The following is a 16,420-nucleotide window of genomic DNA, read 5'->3' as shown; positions in this document are numbered from 1 at the left end:
AGGGCCGGCCGACGCCCGCGTCAATGCCTGGCAGGACGTGGCAGGACGAACTGGCGACACGGCGCTGAGCCGCCGCCGAATGGTGCCGGAGCTGCTACTTGGTCGGCTTCTTACCGGTCACACCCAGGTGTACCAGGAGCGCCAGGTTGGGCTTGAGCTCAGCCTGCTTGACGCCCCAGGACTGGAAGCCCTTCTGGTGCGCGGCCACCGCGGCGAGCATCGCGACCAGCGAACCGGCGATCGCCGCCGGGTTGACCCACTTGTCGACCCGGCCCTTGTCCTGAAGCTCCTTGATGGAGTCGGTGAGGGAGTTGGTGACGGCGTTGAGGATCTTCATACGGATCTTGTAGAACCGTTTGTCCCCTTCCGCCGCGCCAAGGTCGACGACGCGCAGAATGGCGTCGTTCTTACGCCAGAAGGAAAGGAACCCGTCCACCAGGTCTTCCGCGGCGGCCCAGGCGGGTTTGCCCGCCCAGGTGCGTCCCGCGACCAGATCGGTGAGGGTCGCCCCTTCCTTGGCCATCTCCTCGGCGAGTTCGAGGACCGCGCCCTCGACATCGGGGAAGTACTGGTAAAACGTTGCGGGGGAGGTACCCGCCATCCGGGCGACGTCGATGACCTTGACGTCCCGGTACGGCGAAGTGCTGAGCATCTCGCTGAGGCATTCGAGCAGCTTCTGCCGCGTCGCCTGCCCGCGGCGCCCTGCAACTCGGCCGTCGACGGTGCGAACTTGTCCTGTCATGCCGTCAGTTTACCTTCGGGTGATCAGTGCGCGATTCGGCTGCGTACAAATGGGGAGGGCGCTCTCCACCGCCGTGAATGTGCAGGTCAGCGCCGGTTATATAGCGCGCGCCCGGTGATGCCAGAAAGAGCACCGGATCCGCGATCTCGTCGGGGTGGGCCAGTCGGCCCATGGGGATCGCGGCTGTCAGCGCCCGCCGGGCGGACTCGTCCCCGTAGTGGTCGAGGGCCGCGTCCGTTGCGGCGCCGGTGCTGTCCTCCGTCAGGACGAGGCCCACGACCAGGCAGTTCACCCGGACCTTCGGCGCCCATTCGGCGGCCAGGGAGCGGGTGAGCGAGGACAGGCCGGCCTTGGCCGCTCCATAGGCGGCGGTCCCGGGGGAGGGGCGGGCCCCGCTGACACTGCCGATGTTGACGATGGATCCGCCACCGGGCTGCTCGCGCATGATCAGGTGCGCCGCCTGCGCGCAGTACAGCGGCGCCAGCAGGTTCAGCTCGATGATGGCGCGGGAGAACCGCGGGGAGGCGGTGGCCGCCTCCACGTACGGGGAGCCGCCCGCGTTGTTGACCAGCAGATCGAGCCGCCCGTACGCGGCGCGCAACCCGTCGAACAGCGCGCTGACGGCCTCCGGGTCCCGTACGTCGGCCTGGTGGAAGGCGATGCCTTCCGGCAGCGCCTTCGGTTTCCCACGGGCGCAGACGGCGACCTCGGCGCCCGCCGCCCGCAATCGCTCGGCGATCGCCCGCCCGATGCCGCGGGTGCCGCCTGTCACGAGCGCGACTTGCCCTTCCAGGCCATCTGTCATGTCGGCTATCGTGCCAGAATAACTGACGGAGCGTCAGATTAGTTCAAGTGCGCGTGGAGGAAGGGCTGATGGCGATACGGGTGGTGCGCCAGGCAGCGGGCGTCGCGGAGGTGGTGATCGACGCTCCGCCGGTCAACGCGCTTGAGGTGTCAGGGTGGTTTGAACTCGCCGACACACTTAACGCGCAGGGATCGCAACCCGGCACAAGTGCGCTGGTTCTGCGTGCCGAAGGCCGGGGCTTCTGCGCGGGCGTCGACATCAAGGAAATGCGGCGCCCACCGCACGGCGGTGCGGGGGCCTATGACGCACTGCTCGGCGCCAACGCCGGTTGCGCTGCTGCCTTTGCGGCGGTGTACGACTGCCCGGTGCCGGTGATCGCCGCGGTACACGGCTTCTGCCTGGGCGGTGGGGTGGGGCTGGTGGGCAACGCGGACATCGTGATCGCCTCGCACGACGCCTACGTGGGGCTGCCCGAGGTCGACCGCGGCGCCTTAGGCGCGGCCACACATCTGGCCCGGCTGGTGCCGCAGCAGCGGATGCGGCACATGGTCTACACCGCCGAGCACGCCACCGCCGACGAACTGCACGGCTACGGCTCGGTGCTCGCCGTCGTCGACCGCGAGCGGCTGCGCGAGACCGCCCTGGCCGTCGCCGCGCGCATCGCCACCAAGGACGTGGTCGTCATCCGCGCCGCCAAGCAGTCCCTGAACGGCATCGACCCCGTCGACGTCAAACGCTCCTACCGCTACGAGCAGGGCTTCACCTTCGAGCTGAACCTGACCGGCGTCAGCGACCGGCTGCGCGACGACTTCGGTCGGAGCGACGGCACCCCGGACCGGGACAGCGCGGCACAAGGGGAGGGCACATGACGGACAAGCGGATGACCGCAGACGAGGCCGTCTCGCGCATCGAGGACGGCATGACGGTCGGCGTCGGCGGCTGGGGATCGCGCCGCAAGCCCATGGCGCTGGTGCGCGCCCTGCTGCGCTCCCCGGTCAAGGACCTGACCGTCGTCTCCTACGGCGGCCCGGACGTAGGGCTGCTGTGCGCCGCGGGCAAGGTCCGCAAGGCCGTCTACGGTTTCGTGTCCCTGGACTCGATACCCCTGGAACCCCACTTCCGGGCGGCCCGGGAATCGGGTGCGGTGCAGGCCCTGGAACTGGACGAAGGCATGTTCCTGGCCGGTCTGCGGGCGGCGGCGCTACGGCTGCCGTTCATGCCGGTGCGCGGTGGGATCGGCTCGGACGTGCCGCGCAACGCCCCCTTCCTGCGCACCGTCACCGACCCGTACGGAAGCGGCGACGAGGTGATGGCCGCTCCGCCACTGGAACTGGATGTCGCCCTGGTGCACGCCAACCTGGCCGATCCGCGCGGCAACGCGGCGCTCACCGGGCCCGACCAGTACTTCGACGACCTGTTCTGCCTGGCCGCGAAAACCTCCTATGTGTCGGCCGAACGCGTTCTGCCGACCGCTGATCTGCGGCGGGCGGCGGGCTGCCTGCACGCCCTGGTCGTCCACCGGTATCTGACAGCGGGCGTGGTCGAGGCACCGCGCGGCGCGCACTTCACCGAGTGCCCACCGCAGTACGGGCGTGACGAGGCGTTCCAGCAGGCGTACGCGCGGGCCGCGGCGGACCCGCGGGAGTGGGCCGCCTTCGCCGACCGCTTCCTCGACCAGCCTGACGAGGCGTCGTATCAACAGGCTGTGGACGAGTTCCACGCCGCGCGAGGAGACCGTGCGGGAGGCACCCGATGATCACCACCGCGACCCGCGCCGAGGTCTGCGTCGCCGCCTGCGCGCGGGCCTGGCACGGCGACGGCGAGATCCTCGCCAGCCCCATGGGCACGGTGCCGACCATCGGCGCCCGGCTGGCCCGCGCCACGGTCGCGCCTGACCTGGTGCTCACCGACGGCCTTGCCCAGATCATCGACGGTGACATCGCCCTGGGCGCACCGACCGCCGACCTGACCGTGGAGGGCTGGCTGCCGTACCGCGCGGTGCTCGACCTGATGGCGAACGGGCGCCGCCACGTGATGATGGGACCGGCACAGATCGACGCGTACGGAAACGCCAACATCTCGTGCGTCGGTGACTGGGAGCGTCCCAAACGCCAGCTCCTCGGCGCCCGTGGCGCCCCGGGGAACACCGTCAACCACGCCACCAGCTACTGGGTGCCGCGGCACAGTCGCCGAGTCCTCACCTCCCGTGTCGACGTCGTGTGCGGCGTCGGCAACGACCGGGCCGCCGCACTGCCCGGCCCAGCGGCCCGCTTCCACGACCTGCGGCAGGTCATCACCAACCTGTGCGTGCTGGACTTCGACACCGGCGACGGGCGGATGAGGCTGGTCTCGGTGCATCCCGGCGTGACGGTCGCGGAAGTCGTCGAGGCGACAGGTTTTGATCTGGTCGGCCCAAAAGGCGCGGGGGAGGCGTTGACGGGAGGCGTTGACGTACCCACCACGCCCGCCCCCACTACGCAGGAACTGCGCCTCATCCGCGAGGTCCTCGATCCGCGCTCACTGCGCGACCGCGAGGTTCCGACATGACGCTGCGCACTCGGCTGACCGCCCTGGTCGGCATCGACCACCCGATCATGCAGACCGGTATGGGGTACGTGGCCTATCCACGGCTGGTCGCCGCCACCGCCCGCGCGGGCGCCCTGGGTGTCCTCGCCTCGGCGACCATGGCGTACGACGAACTGGAGGCCGCGATCGCCGAGGTGAAGGCGGCGGCACCGGACCGCCCCTTCGGCGTCAACCTACGGGCCGACGCCCCCGACGCCGCCGAGCGGATCGACCTCATGGGCCGCGAAGGCGTCCGGGTCGCCTCGTTCGCGCAGGCGCCCAGCCGCGACCTGATCAAGCGGGCGCACGACCACGGCATGATCGTGATCCCCTCGGTCGGCGCCAGACGGCACGCCGAGAAGGTGGCCGAGTGGGGAGTGGACGCGGTCGTCGCCCAAGGCGGCGAGGGCGGCGGCCACACCGGACCCGTACCCACGACCCTGCTGTTGCCGCAGGTCCTGGACGCCCTCGCGGCCTCGTCCGTCGCCGTCATCGCGGCGGGCGGGTTCTTCGACGGCCGGGGCCTGGCAGCCGCCCTGGCCTACGGCGCGGACGGCGTCGCGATGGGCACCCGCTTCCTGCTCACTTCGGACGCCCCGGTGCCACGCCCGATACAGGGCCGCTATCTGTCCGCGGATGTCACCGGGACGACGGTGACACGTGAGGTGGACGGTGTGCCGCACCGGGTGCTGAACACCGACTTCGTGGCCTCTTTGACGCGCGGTGGTCCACTGGCCCGCTATCCGCGAGCTGTGGGCAACGCGCTGCGCTTCGCTCGGATGACCGGAACTCCGTTGCGCGCGATGCTGCGCGAGGGCCGGGCGATCCGCGAGGCCCGCGGGCTGAGCTGGCCGCAGGTACTGATGGCGGCCAACACCCCGGTACTGCTGCGCGCCGCGATGGTGGACGGCCGCGCCGACCTCGGCGTCATGGCCTCCGGGCAGGTGGTGGGAGTCATCGACGACCTGCCGTCCTGCGCCGAGTTGGTCCGCCGGGTGGCCGCCGAGGCGGAGGAGCGACTGACCGCCGTCCACAGCCTCGCCATGCGCTGATCTGATCATCGGATCCGCGTTATCCACAGGGCGGGCGGAAGCCGTGCGGCCGGGCTAGCGTGGCCAACGAGACGACATCCCATCGCACGGGAGGACTCAGGGCCATGTCTGCGTTCGCGGTAGGCGCCCCTTGCTGGGTGGATGCGATGCTCCCGGACGTGGCGGCGGGCAAGCGCTTCTACGGGGAACTGCTGGGCTGGACATTCGAGGACGGCGGCGCACCGGGCACCTCCTACAGTCTGGCGCTGCACGACGGAGGCTACGTCGCGGCGCTCATTCCCAAACTCGACGGACGCATGCCGACCACGTGGACGGTGTACTTCGCGTCGGATGACGTGTTCAGGACCGCCGAGGCGATACGCGAGGCGGGCGGCCAGATCGTCACGGGCCCCGGACAGGTCGGCGACTTCGGCACGATGGTGATCGCCGCCGACCCCAGCGGTGCGGTCTTCGGCGTGTGGCAGGGCGGCACGCACCACGGCTTCGACAAGCGGGACGAAGCCGGGGCCTTCGGCTGGACGGAGCTTTACACACGGGAGAAGGACGCGGTCGACCCCTTCTACCGAAGGGTGTTCGGCTATGAGGCCGAGCAGATAGGCGAGGCGGGCGGCGACTTCGACTACGAGGTGTGGACGCTCAAGCGGGGCTCCGAGATCCAGTACGTCGGAGGACGGCGGCAGATGGGGCCGGACTTCCCCGCCGGGCTGCCCGCGCACTTCACGGTCTACTTCGTGGTCGACGACTGCGACACCACGGTGGCCACCGTACGGAAGCTCGGCGGCAAGGTCAGCACGGAGCCGCGGGACAGCCCGCACGGCCGTTGGGCCTCGGTCATAGACGACCAGGGCGCGCACTTCACGGTCATCGACATCGCGACCAAGGCAGGAGAGGTGTAGAGGGCTTCGCCGGACCAATCGGCTTGTGTGCGAAGGCGGTTGGGAACCTGGGGCTACAGCCGCTCGATGATGGTGACGTTGGACTGGCCGCCGCCCTCGCACATGGTCTGAAGCCCGAACCTGCCGCCGGTTCGCTCCAGTTGGTGCAGCAACGTGGTCATCAGCTTCGTGCCCGTGGCGCCCAGCGGGTGGCCGAGAGCGATCGCACCGCCGCACGGGTTCACCTTCGCGGGATCGGCACCGGTCTCCTTCAGCCACGCCAGCACCACCGACGCGAAGGCCTCGTTGATCTCGATGGCGTCGAAGTCGTCGATGGCCATGCCCGTCCTGGCCAGGGCGTGCGCGGTGGCCGGGATCGGTGCGGTGAGCATGGCGATCGGGTCGTCGCCGCGTACTGACAGATGGTGGATTCGGGCGCGCGGTGTGAGCCCGTGTTCTCGTACCGCCTGTTCCGAGGCGAGCAGCAGCGCCGACGCCCCGTCGGAGATCTGCGAGGCGAGAGCGGCGGTGAGCCGTCCGCCCGGGGCGAGCGGCTGCAGGGAGGCCATCTTCTCCAATGAGGTGTCCCGGCGCGGCCCTTCGTCCACCGCCAACTCGGGCAGCGGCGCGGTCTCCTTCTCGAACCAGCCGTTGTCGATCGCGTGCACCGCCCTTTCATGACTGGTGAGCGCGAGGCGCTCCATCTCCTCACGGGAGATGTCCCATCGGCGCGCGATCATCTCCGCGCCGTGGAACTGGCTGACGGGCTGGTCACCGTACCGCTGGCGCCAGCCGGTGGAGCCGGAGAAGGGGTCGGCGAAGCCGTATTCCGCGCCGACCCGGAAGGCGGCGGCGATCGGGATCCGCGACATGTTCTGTACGCCGCCCGCGACCGCCAGGTCGCAGGTGCCGGACAGCACCGCCTGCGCCGCGAAGTGCACCGCCTGCTGCGACGAGCCGCACTGCCGGTCGATCGTCACACCCGGCACGTGTTCCGGCAGCCCTGCGGCGAGCCAGCAGGTTCGGGCGATGTCGCCCGCCTGCCCGCCCACCGTGTCCAGGCAGCCGAAGACCACGTCCTCGACGGCCGCCGGATCGACCCCGCAGCGCTGAACGAGCGTGCGCAGCACATGCGCGCCCAGGTCGGCCGGGTGTACCGATGACAGTGCGCCGTTCTTGCGGCCCACCGGGGTGCGCACCGCCTCGACGATGAAGGCCTCTGCCATGACAACCCCTCCATACAGGATGCTGACGACGACCGCGGGGTGGTGGGAAGAGCGCAACTCTTAAAACTGACGGTCCGTCAGGTTATGCTAGCGCAAGTGACGGACCTTATCTTCAGTGCGACCGAAGAGGACTTCCGGCGGGAGATACGGGGCTGGCTGGCCCGGCATGTGCCGCGCCAGGCGCTGCCGTCGATGGACACCCCGGACGGCTTCGCGGCACACCAGCGGTGGGAGCGCCAGCTGTACGACGCCCGCTGGGCGGTGGCCAGTTGGCCCGTCGAGTATGGCGGGCGGGATGCGTCGCTGGTCGAGTGGCTGATCTTCGAGGAGGAGTACTGGCGCTCGGGCGCACCCGGTCGGGTCAGCCAGAACGGCATCTTCCTCTTCGCCCCCGCTGTCTTCGCCTACGGCACCGAGGAGCAAAAGCGCCGCATTCTGCCGCCGATGGCCGCGGGGGACGAGATATGGGTGCAGGGCTGGTCGGAGCCGGAGGCCGGATCGGACCTCGCGGCGCTGCGGTCGCGTGCGGTACGCGACGAGCGGCGCGCCGGCTGGCGGCTGACCGGGCAGAAGACCTGGAGCTCCCGCGGAACCCACGGGCACCGGATGTTCGGCCTGTTCAGAACCGGCACGCGGGCCGAACGCCACCATGGCCTGACCTACTTCATGGTCGACCTCGCGGCCGATGGCGTCACCGTGCGCCCCATCCGGCAACTCGACGGCGAACCGGGATTCGCCGAGGTCTTCCTGGACGACGTCTTCGTGCCGGACGCGGACGTGCTCGGCGAGCCCGGCCAAGGATGGCGCGTCGCCATGTCGACCACTGGTGACGAACGCGGCCTCAGCCTGCGCAGCCCCGGTCGATTCCTGGCGGCGGCCGAGCGGTTGGTGAAGCTCTACCGCCGGGTGAGTGCCGGAGAGGAGCCGGGCACGGGCACCCCGAACGCGTTCCGCGACGCGGTGGTGGAGGCCTGGATGCGCGCCGAGGCCTACCGCCTCTACACCTTCCGTACCGTCACCCGGCTCGGCGACGGGAAGCCCATCGGTCCGGAGTCCAGCCTGAACAAGGTCTTCTGGTCCGAACTCGATCTAAACCTGCACGCCACCGCACAACGACTCCTCGGGCCGTGGGCGGAGATCGGCGGCCCCTGGCTCGACGGCTACCTCTTCTCACTTGCCGGCCCCATCTACGCGGGGACCAACGAGATCCAGCGCAATGTCATCGCTGAACGGCTGCTGAACCTGCCAAAGGAGCCAAAAGGGATGAACGGTGAGAAAGGGGCGGGGCGGTGAGGCTGGCGTCCACGGCCGACGAGGAACTGTTCGCCCGCGCGGTCCGGGCGTTGCTGGAGCGCCGCTGTACCCCGCAGGACGTCCGAGCGGGGTTCGCCCGAAAGCGGTGGGAGGAACTGGCCGAGATCGGCGTCACCGGGCTGCTGGTGCCCGAGGAGCACGGAGGGCTCGGCCTCGGTGCGGGCGCGCTGGTCGCGGTCGCGGAGGAGGCGGGCCGGGCGTGCGCGCCGGAGCCGGTGGTGGAGGCCGCCGTCGCGGCTGCGCTCCTCGCGGAGGTGGACGAGGACGGCCGCGCCGCCGAGTGGCTGCGCGCACTCGCCGCGGGCACCGCCGTCCCCGCCGTACGGCTGACAGGGCCCGGTGCGGCGCCCGTCGCGCACGCCGCGTACGCGGACTTCCTCCTGGTCGCCGACGGCGACCGGCTGTACGGGAGGTCGGCCGCTGACGCGGGCGTCAGTGCGGCACGTGGAGTGGATCCGGGACGGGGCCTCGGGTATGTCGACATGTCGATGTGGTCGGACGGTCCGCTGGCCGTCCGGCAGGAGCGGGTGGTCAGTCGTGCCGCGCGGCTCGGCACGGTCGGCGCCGCCGCCGATCTGCTGGGTGCCGTCCGCGCCATGCTCGACCTGACCGTCAGCCACGCCCGGCAACGCCACCAGTTCGGCCGCCCCATAGGCTCGTACCAGGCGGTCAAACACCAGCTGGCCGACGTCCTGATCGCGGTGGAGTTCGCCCAGCCCGTCGTCCTCCGCGCCGCCTTCTCCCATGATCATGATCTGCCGTCGGCCGGGCGGGACGCGGCCATGGCCAAGGTCTTCGCCTCGGACGCCGCGGACCTGGCGGGTCGCTCCTGCCTCCAGGTGCACGGCGCGATCGGCTACACCGAGGAGTGCGACCTGGCGCTGTGGCTGCGGCGGGTGTGGGCGCTGTCCGCCGCCTGGGGTGACGCCGCTCACCATCGCGCCGTCGTCGCGGCGGACCTCCTGGGCCCCGCACCGGCGCCGCCGTGCCCCTAGCTAAGGCGACACAGGCAACCCGCGGTCGAAAGTCGGCGTCTGTATCACAACGTGGGCGTACCAGCAGGCGCAGAATCGTTCCGGCGTACCGTACGGCACGCTCGGAATCGCCCCGGGTTCGCAACCGGGGCACATCCCAGGAAGAATCAGCACCCGTACCCCGGGGCGATTGACGGTGAGACGCCGCCCGGGGCTGCAACAATTCGGGGGGTACGGGGAGGTGGCAGGCCAGTGGTGGAACAGCTGACGCAGCACGACCCGAGGCGAATCGGTCCATTCGAGGTCCTCGGGCGGCTCGGCGCCGGCGGCATGGGGTTGGTCTATCTCGCCCGCTCGGCGTCCGGTCGACGCGTGGCGATCAAGACGGTGCGTGCCGAGCTGGCGGAGGACCAGCTGTTCCGGGTCCGGTTCACCCGCGAGGTGGAGGCGGCGCGCGCGGTGAGCGGCTTCTATACCGCCGCCGTGGTCGACGCCGATCCACGGGCCGCCGTGCCGTGGCTCGCCACGGCCTACGTACCGGCGCCCTCGCTCGAGGAGATAGTCAATGAGTGCGGGCCGCTTCCGGCCCAGGCGGTGCGCTGGCTGGCCGCCGGAGTGGCGGAGGCGCTGCAGTCCATCCACGGCGCCGGTCTTGTGCACCGCGATCTCAAACCCTCCAACGTCCTCGTGGTCGAGGACGGGCCCAGGGTGATCGACTTCGGTATCGCCAGCGGGGTGTCGAACACCCGGCTGACCATGACCAACGTCGCCGTGGGCACGCCCGCGTACATGTCGCCTGAACAGGCGCGTGACTCGCGTAGCGTCACCGGCGCCAGCGACATCTTCTCGCTCGGCTCCACGCTGGTCTTCGCCGCCACCGGACATGCGCCCTTCCACGGTTCGAATCCGGTCGAAACGGTCTTCATGCTGCTCCGTGAGGGCCCGGACACCACAGGGCTGCCGGACGAACTGCGTCCGCTCATCGAGTCGTGCATGCGCATGGAGCAGGAGCGGCGGCCAACCCCCGCGGACCTGCAGGCGCAACTGGCGCCGCACCTGTTCTCCTCCGCGGACGACGGCGGCTCGGTCTCCGCGTGGCTGCCCGAGCGCGCCGTCGCGTTCATAGAGCAGCGCAGCGGACGCAGACAGCGCGCCGCGGCAGCCGCCGCGGCCAATGTCGCCGCCGCCAACGCCGCTGTCGCCGTGGGCCATGACGGCCCGGCCGCCCCCGTGGCGCCGCCGCTGCCTGAACAGGCGCCGCCCCCGGCAGTGGGCTCCGGGCGCCACGCCAGCCCCGAACACGGCGCGGACGGCCACCCGGCACGGCCCGCGGGGCCGGTGAAGCTCGCGGGCTCGGTGCCGATCGGGCCGGGTCCGCTGGTGGCCGAGGGCAAGGACCCGCGCGGCACCCAGGGCGCGCCCCCGGCGCCCGGCCTCGACTGGACGGCACGCGGCCGCGGCGCGGCCCAGGCCCCGGCAGCGCCTTCCGCCGCCGGGGCTGCGACCCACCAGGCCGTCCCCGCACAGCCGCCCGCTCCACCGGTCCGGCAGTCGTCCCGGCATGCCGCCCAGGGCCACGGCGCACGGGACGCACGCTGGCGCCCCTGGCGCTTCCGCATGTCAAACGACGTGTGGGGCACGCCTGTTGTGGCGGGTGACCGCCTGTATGTGACCTCCTTCGAGGTGCACGTCCTGGATGTGGCCACCGGACAGCGGCAGTTCAAGACCCGTGACGTCGCCTGGATGATGGCCGTCGCCGACGGACGGATCCACGCCTCCGACGGCCCGAGCCTGTACGCGATGGACTCCGCCGACGGCGGCGAGCTGTGGCGGCTGGCCGTCGACGGCTGGGTGTACGCGCTCCAGTCGGCCGGTGGCACCGTCGTCACCGGTACCCGCGGCGGAGGCGTACAGGCATGGGACGCGGCGAGCGGCGAGGCGCTGTGGAAGCGGACCGGCGCCCAGGCCGACTTCGAGTCACCGCAGTCCGGTCCGGCCCTGCTGGACAGCCTGGTCTACTACCGCGGCGGCGGACTGCTGCACGCGCTCGACGCCCGCTCCGGCGCCGAGCGTTGGGCGTACCCGCTGGGCGACGGTGAGATGGCCGCGGGGGTGGCGTCCGGCATGCCGGTGCGCCCGACTACGGGTGGCGGGGCGGTGTACGTCACCGCGGGCAGCCGGGTACTGGCGCTGGACGCCTCAGACGGCTCCGAGCGGTGGCGCTTCGACGCCCCGGCGGTCGTCTTCGCACCGCCCACACACGCTCCGGGCGGGGTGTACGTGGCCGACTACCTGGGCACGGTGTACGCGCTCGACGCCCGCTCCGGCGTGGAGCGTTGGCGTGTCGCGACGGAGGCCCGGCAGTCAGTCGAACCTGTTCTGGTGTCGGGTGGACTCGTCCACCTCGGCAGCGGTGGTGCGCTCTACACCCTGGACGCGGTCTCCGGCGCCCCCAGGTGGCGGTTCGCCACCCAGGGTGAGATCGTCGGCTCCCCGGTGGCGGCGGACGGCCGCCTGCACTTCGGTTCGGTGGACCACTGCCTGTACACCGTGGACGCGACGAGCGGACAGCTGCGCTGGAAGCTGGAGACGGGCGGCGAGATCACCGGCTCCCCGGTGGTGCGCGACGGCGTGGTGTACGCGTGCAGCAAGGACCGGTGCGTGTACGCGCTGGACGCGGTCAAGGGGACGGGTTCGCGCCGGTAGGCCTGGTGGCGGGCGGTCTTCCGGACCGCCCCCTCAGCGCACCCGGTGGTCACCGCGGCGGGTACGGAAGAGGGCTTCCTGCCGCTCGGGCGGAAGGTTTCCCAAGGCGATCAGTTGAGACGCCCCGGCCAGCGCCAGCGAGCGTGCGGCGGCCCGAGCCGACCACACGGCGCGCACCGTGCCCTGCACCGCCTCCGTCGGGTACGACGCGATGACGCGGGCCGCCCGCATGGCGGCGTCCAACAGGCCGTCGCCCGGGACGAGTTCGGAGACAATCCCGATCTCGTAGGCACGCCGGGCACCGATCCGCTCCGCGGTGCCCATCAGAGACATCCGCATGACCTCCCCGTACGGCATGCGCTGCGCCATGCCGATGGACTCGAAGGCGCTGACCATGCCGTAGGTGGTGTGCGGGTCGAAGAAGGTCGCGTGGTCGGCCGCGATGGCGAACTCGCACTCCGCGAGCAGGTAGAACGCGCCACCGCAGGCCATCCCGTTGACCGCGGCGATCACCGGTATCCACAGGTCGGCCGACTTGGGGCCGATGTCGATCAGCGGATCGTCGATCGCATAGGGCGAGAACGGTTGCGGAACCGCCCAGGCGCGGTCGAGGCCCGTGCAGAAGGCCTTGTCACCAGCCCCGGTCAAGACAACCACCCGTACGTCAGTGGACATCCGGAACTGCCGCCAAACCGCCTGGAGTTGGTCGCGCATCGTACGGTCGATCGCGTTGTGCCGGTCCGGGCGGTCGAGCGTGACCACCGCGACGCCGTCCCCGGAGTCGACGGTGATCACGGGCGCTCCAGCATCCAGCGCGGAACGGTGACGCCCTCCGCCATCGTGTGGAAGCAGGCCCGTACGGCCGCGCCGATGCGCAGCCGGGACGGATCAAGGGAGTTGAGCGCTGCGTCGGGCGCGGTGACCACGTTGCCGACCAGCCGGATCCCGGGATCCTCGACGAGTTCCACCACGACCGCGTTGTACGGCGCCTGCGCGGCGTAGCCCGGCAGGAGCGGCGGATGAGGCAGGACGTAGGACCAGATGCGGCCACGGCCGGACATCGCACGCCACTGGCTGGCGAAGGACCGGCAGTGCGGGCAGCACGGCCGCGGCGGGAAGCGCAGCCGCCCGCACACCGCACAGGCCTGGACGCGCAGTTCGCCGCGCGCCGCGAACTCCCAGAAGGGGGCGCCGTCCTGGTCGCGGACCGGCAGCAGCAGGCCGTTGTCAGTGGTGGCCTTCATGATGGAGGACATGAACGCTCAACTCCTCAGCAGTAGGGCGGAGGTTGGCACGCCCTCGCCCGCCGTGACCAGACATGTCGCCGCGCCCGGGACCTGTGCGGTGGAGGTGCCGCGCAGCTGTTTGACACCCTCGGTGATCAGGTTGAAGCCGTGTACGTACGCCTCGGACAGGCCGCCGCCGGAGGTGTTGAGCGGCAGTCGACCACCGATCTCCAGGGCGCCGCCCGTGGTGAAGGCGCCGCCCTCGCCGCGTCCGCAGAAGCCGTAGCCCTCCAGGGAGAGCGGGATGAGCGGGGTGAACGCGTCATAGATCTGTGCGACGTCGACGTCCTCGGGGGTGAGGTCGGCGGTCTTCCACAGCTGTCTGGCCGCCGTCCACGCGGGGCCGGTCAGCGGGTCGTCGGTCCAGTAGTTGACCATGCCGTGGTGCTGGGCGGGCAGCGCCTGGGCCATGGAGTGCACATAGACCGGACGGTGACGGCAGTCGCGGGCGCGGTCGGCGCTGACCACGACACAGGCGAGGGCGCCGTCGGTCTCCAGGCAGTTGTCGTAGAGGCAGAGCGGTTCGCTGATCCACCGTGCGGTCATGTACATCTCGCGGGTCAGCGGGCGTTCGTACATCATCGCGGCCGGGTTCTGGTTGGCGCGGTTGCGGCAGGCGAGGGCGACATTGAAGAGGTGGTCCCGGGTGACTCCGTACTCATGCATGTAGCGGCGGGTGAGCATGCCGATCTCGTCCGCCGGGCGCAGCAGTCCGAAGGGCCGCGTCCACTGGGCTGGTGTGGGGAGTTGGGCCTGGACGTCGGTCCACGGGCGCTTGCCGGAGCCGCGTTTGCGGGACCGCCAGGCGATGCCGACGGCGGCCTGGCCACTGGCGATGGCGGCGGCGAGGTGGGCCACGGTGGCACATGAACCACCGCCTCCGTAGCCGACCTTGGAGAAGTAGGTCACGTCTCCCGCGCCGATGGACTTGGCGATCTCGACCTCGTCTGTCTCCTCCATGGTGTACGAGGCGAACGCGTCCACCTCGCCGGGGTCGATTCCGGCGTCGTCCAGGGCCGCCAGGATCGCCCGGCAGGCGAGCGTCTTCTCGGGTTCGTCGAGCCGTTTGGCGAACGCGGTCTGGCCTATGCCGACGATCGCGGTCGCGTCCTTGAGCGATGCCACCGGCGCCACCTCCTCGTGTCCCGAGCCCGCGGGCCCTGGGGCTGGCAGGGCATCAGGCTACCCACTAATCTGACGGATAGTCAGCTACCTGGGCCGAACCGCACAGCTACGGGAGGCAGTGGTGATGCGCGGTGACCTGGAATTCGGCAGCATCCCCAGGCTGGTTGCCGAGTCCGCCCGACGGTACGGCGATCGGGAGGCCGTGGTCGACGGGCGGACCCGGATCTCCTACACGGAGCTGGCCGAACGCGTCGAGCGGGCGGCGGCGGCCTGTATCGCACACGGCGTCGAGCCGGGCGACCGGGTGGCCGTCTGGGCGCCGAACACGGCGGAGTGGATCACTGCGGCGCTCGGAGCGGTCAGCGCGGGCGGTGTCCTGGTGCCGTTGAACACCCGCTTCAAGGGCGTCGAGGCCGCGTACGTGCTCGGTCGCACCCGTGCCCGACTGCTGTTCGTCACCGGGACGTTCCTCGGCACCTCCTATGTGGCGTCGCTGCGGCGCGCGGCGGGCAGTGGCCAGGTGCGGGGCGCGGACGGGCCGTTGCCGGGACTGCCCGAACTGCGCGACGTGGTGGTGCTGGCGGAGGACGCCCCGCCCGACTTCCGCACCTGGAAGGAGTTCCTCGCGGCCGGCGACGCCGTACCGCCCGAGCGAGTACGCGCCCGGGCCGCCGCCGTACGCCCCGACGCCCCCTCGGACATCATGTTCACCTCTGGTACCACCGGCCACCCCAAGGGCGCCGTCATCACCCATGCGCAGACCCTGCGCGTCTACGGAGTGTGGAGCGAACTGGCGGGCCTGGCCGCCGAAGACCGCTGCCTGATCGTCAACCCCTTCTTCCACACCTTCGGTTACAAGGCGGGCATCATCGCCTGCCTGCTGCGCGGCGCGACCATGGTTCCGCAGTCCGTCTTCAACGTGGACACCGCCCTCGCCAACATCTCCACCGAACGCATCAGCGTGCTGCCCGGCCCGCCCACCCTCCACCAGGCGGTCCTGGACCATCCGGCATGCGGCCAACACGACCTGTCCGCACTCCGGTTGGTGGTGACCGGTGCCGCTGTCGTCCCGCTGGAACTGGTGGAGCGGCTGCGCCACGAGCTGGGCATAACCGATGTGCTGACCGCCTACGGCCTGACGGAGGCCTCGGGCACCGTCACCATGTGCCGCCGCGGAGATCCACCGGAGGTCATCGCCTCGACGTCCGGCCGCGCCATTCCCGACACCGAGGTCGCCATCGCCGACAACGGCGAGGTCCTGGTGCGCGGATACCACGTCATGTCCGGCTACTTCGAGGACCCCGGGGAGACGGCGAAGGCGATCGACGAGGAGGGGTGGCTGCACACCGGCGATATCGGAGAGCTCGACACCGACGGCAACCTGAGGATCACCGACCGCATCAAGGACATGTTCATCGTGGGAGGTTTCAACGCCTACCCGGCAGAGATAGAGCGCGTTGTCTCCCGCCACCCCGATGTGCTGGACGTGGCCGTGGTCGGCGTTCCGGACCCACGGCTCGGCGAGGTCGGCAAGGCGTACGTGGTACGGCGCCCGGACTCGACGGTCACCGGTGAGGAAGTGATCGCCTGGGCGCGGCGGGAGATGGCCAACTACAAGGTGCCGCGGCAGGTCGAGTTCCTGCCGCAACTGCCGCGCAACGCCAGCGGAAAGATACTCAAGGGCGCCCTGCGCGCCCGCCCCACAACATGACGGAGCGGCGGCGGACCCCCCGGTGCCGCCGCCGCTCCT

At 70.9% G+C, this 16,420-nt stretch carries 15 protein-coding genes; 9 read left to right on the top strand and 6 right to left on the bottom strand.

What is annotated here, in order from left to right:
- Positions 1 to 94: 94 nt before the first annotated feature.
- A complete protein-coding gene (locus P3G67_RS30330) occupies positions 95 to 742 on the bottom strand; it encodes a TetR family transcriptional regulator (protein WP_269855645.1) in 648 nt (215 codons plus the stop codon).
- A 4-nt stretch (positions 743 to 746) separates the two neighbouring features.
- On the bottom strand, positions 747 to 1,547 hold the full coding sequence (locus P3G67_RS30325) for an SDR family oxidoreductase (protein ID WP_276096351.1): 801 nt from the start codon (positions 1,545 to 1,547) through the stop codon (positions 747 to 749).
- 68 nt (positions 1,548 to 1,615) lie between these two features.
- On the opposite strand from P3G67_RS30325, the gene P3G67_RS30320 reads away from it, so the two are divergent.
- The 5 genes from P3G67_RS30320 to P3G67_RS30300 all read left to right on the top strand — a co-directional run bounded on the left by P3G67_RS30320 (position 1,616) and on the right by P3G67_RS30300 (position 6,060).
- Positions 1,616 to 2,416: an enoyl-CoA hydratase family protein gene (locus P3G67_RS30320; RefSeq protein WP_276096350.1), complete on the top strand. Its 801-nt coding sequence runs from the start codon at positions 1,616 to 1,618 to the stop codon at positions 2,414 to 2,416.
- The gene (locus P3G67_RS30315) at positions 2,413 to 3,303 is read left to right on the top strand and encodes a CoA transferase subunit A (RefSeq protein ID WP_276096349.1); all 891 of its coding nucleotides are present in this window, start codon (positions 2,413 to 2,415) and stop codon (positions 3,301 to 3,303) included. The genes P3G67_RS30320 and P3G67_RS30315 overlap by 4 nt, the downstream gene beginning before the upstream one ends.
- Entirely contained in the window at positions 3,300 to 4,094 is a 795-nt protein-coding gene (locus P3G67_RS30310; RefSeq protein ID WP_276096348.1) for a CoA-transferase subunit beta, read from the top strand. Before P3G67_RS30315 ends, P3G67_RS30310 begins: the two co-directional genes overlap by 4 nt.
- Positions 4,095 to 4,096: 2 nt before the next feature.
- Positions 4,097 to 5,164: an NAD(P)H-dependent flavin oxidoreductase gene (locus P3G67_RS30305; RefSeq protein WP_276096395.1), complete on the top strand. Its 1,068-nt coding sequence runs from the start codon at positions 4,097 to 4,099 to the stop codon at positions 5,162 to 5,164.
- Positions 5,165 to 5,268: 104 nt separating this feature from the next.
- Positions 5,269 to 6,060 carry a VOC family protein gene (locus P3G67_RS30300; RefSeq protein WP_276096347.1) on the top strand — a complete coding sequence of 264 codons (792 nt, stop codon included), beginning with the start codon at positions 5,269 to 5,271 and terminating at the stop codon, positions 6,058 to 6,060.
- Between the two features lie 53 nt (positions 6,061 to 6,113).
- Here the strand turns inward: P3G67_RS30300 and P3G67_RS30295 are convergent, their stop codons facing one another.
- Positions 6,114 to 7,265 carry an acetyl-CoA C-acetyltransferase gene (locus P3G67_RS30295; protein WP_269855651.1) on the bottom strand — a complete coding sequence of 384 codons (1,152 nt, stop codon included), beginning with the start codon at positions 7,263 to 7,265 and terminating at the stop codon, positions 6,114 to 6,116.
- A 96-nt stretch (positions 7,266 to 7,361) separates the two neighbouring features.
- On the opposite strand from P3G67_RS30295, the gene P3G67_RS30290 reads away from it, so the two are divergent.
- From P3G67_RS30290 to P3G67_RS30280, 3 genes are all read left to right on the top strand, one after another.
- Complete coding sequence (locus P3G67_RS30290; RefSeq protein ID WP_276096346.1) at positions 7,362 to 8,558, top strand: acyl-CoA dehydrogenase family protein; 1,197 nt, start codon at positions 7,362 to 7,364, stop codon at positions 8,556 to 8,558.
- Complete coding sequence (locus P3G67_RS30285) at positions 8,555 to 9,574, top strand: acyl-CoA dehydrogenase family protein (RefSeq protein ID WP_276096345.1); 1,020 nt, start codon at positions 8,555 to 8,557, stop codon at positions 9,572 to 9,574. The genes P3G67_RS30290 and P3G67_RS30285 overlap by 4 nt, the downstream gene beginning before the upstream one ends.
- A 231-nt stretch (positions 9,575 to 9,805) precedes the next feature.
- A complete protein-coding gene (locus tag P3G67_RS30280) occupies positions 9,806 to 12,259 on the top strand; it encodes a serine/threonine-protein kinase (protein WP_276096344.1) in 2,454 nt (817 codons plus the stop codon).
- Positions 12,260 to 12,292: 33 nt separating this feature from the next.
- On the opposite strand, the gene P3G67_RS30275 is transcribed toward P3G67_RS30280, so the two are convergent.
- The 3 genes from P3G67_RS30275 to P3G67_RS30265 are packed head-to-tail and all read right to left on the bottom strand — an operon-like array spanning position 12,293 to position 14,670.
- The gene (locus P3G67_RS30275; RefSeq protein WP_276096394.1) at positions 12,293 to 13,051 is read right to left on the bottom strand and encodes an enoyl-CoA hydratase/isomerase family protein; all 759 of its coding nucleotides are present in this window, start codon (positions 13,049 to 13,051) and stop codon (positions 12,293 to 12,295) included.
- On the bottom strand, positions 13,051 to 13,515 hold the full coding sequence (locus P3G67_RS30270; RefSeq protein ID WP_276096343.1) for a Zn-ribbon domain-containing OB-fold protein: 465 nt from the start codon (positions 13,513 to 13,515) through the stop codon (positions 13,051 to 13,053). Before P3G67_RS30270 ends, P3G67_RS30275 begins: the two co-directional genes overlap by 1 nt.
- Positions 13,516 to 13,521: 6 nt before the next feature.
- Positions 13,522 to 14,670, bottom strand: coding sequence for a lipid-transfer protein (locus tag P3G67_RS30265; RefSeq protein WP_276096342.1), 1,149 nt, complete (start codon positions 14,668 to 14,670; stop codon positions 13,522 to 13,524).
- Positions 14,671 to 14,794: 124 nt separating this feature from the next.
- On the opposite strand from P3G67_RS30265, the gene P3G67_RS30260 reads away from it, so the two are divergent.
- Positions 14,795 to 16,381: a FadD3 family acyl-CoA ligase gene (locus P3G67_RS30260; protein WP_276096341.1), complete on the top strand. Its 1,587-nt coding sequence runs from the start codon at positions 14,795 to 14,797 to the stop codon at positions 16,379 to 16,381.
- Positions 16,382 to 16,420 lie beyond the last annotated feature (39 nt).

The sequence above is a fragment of the Streptomyces silvisoli genome, assembly GCF_029269905.1.
GTDB classification, from domain to species: domain Bacteria; phylum Actinomycetota; class Actinomycetes; order Streptomycetales; family Streptomycetaceae; genus Streptantibioticus_A; species Streptantibioticus_A silvisoli_A.
The sequence above is the reverse complement of the archived record's forward strand: the minus strand, read 5'-3'. Positions and strand labels throughout refer to the sequence as shown.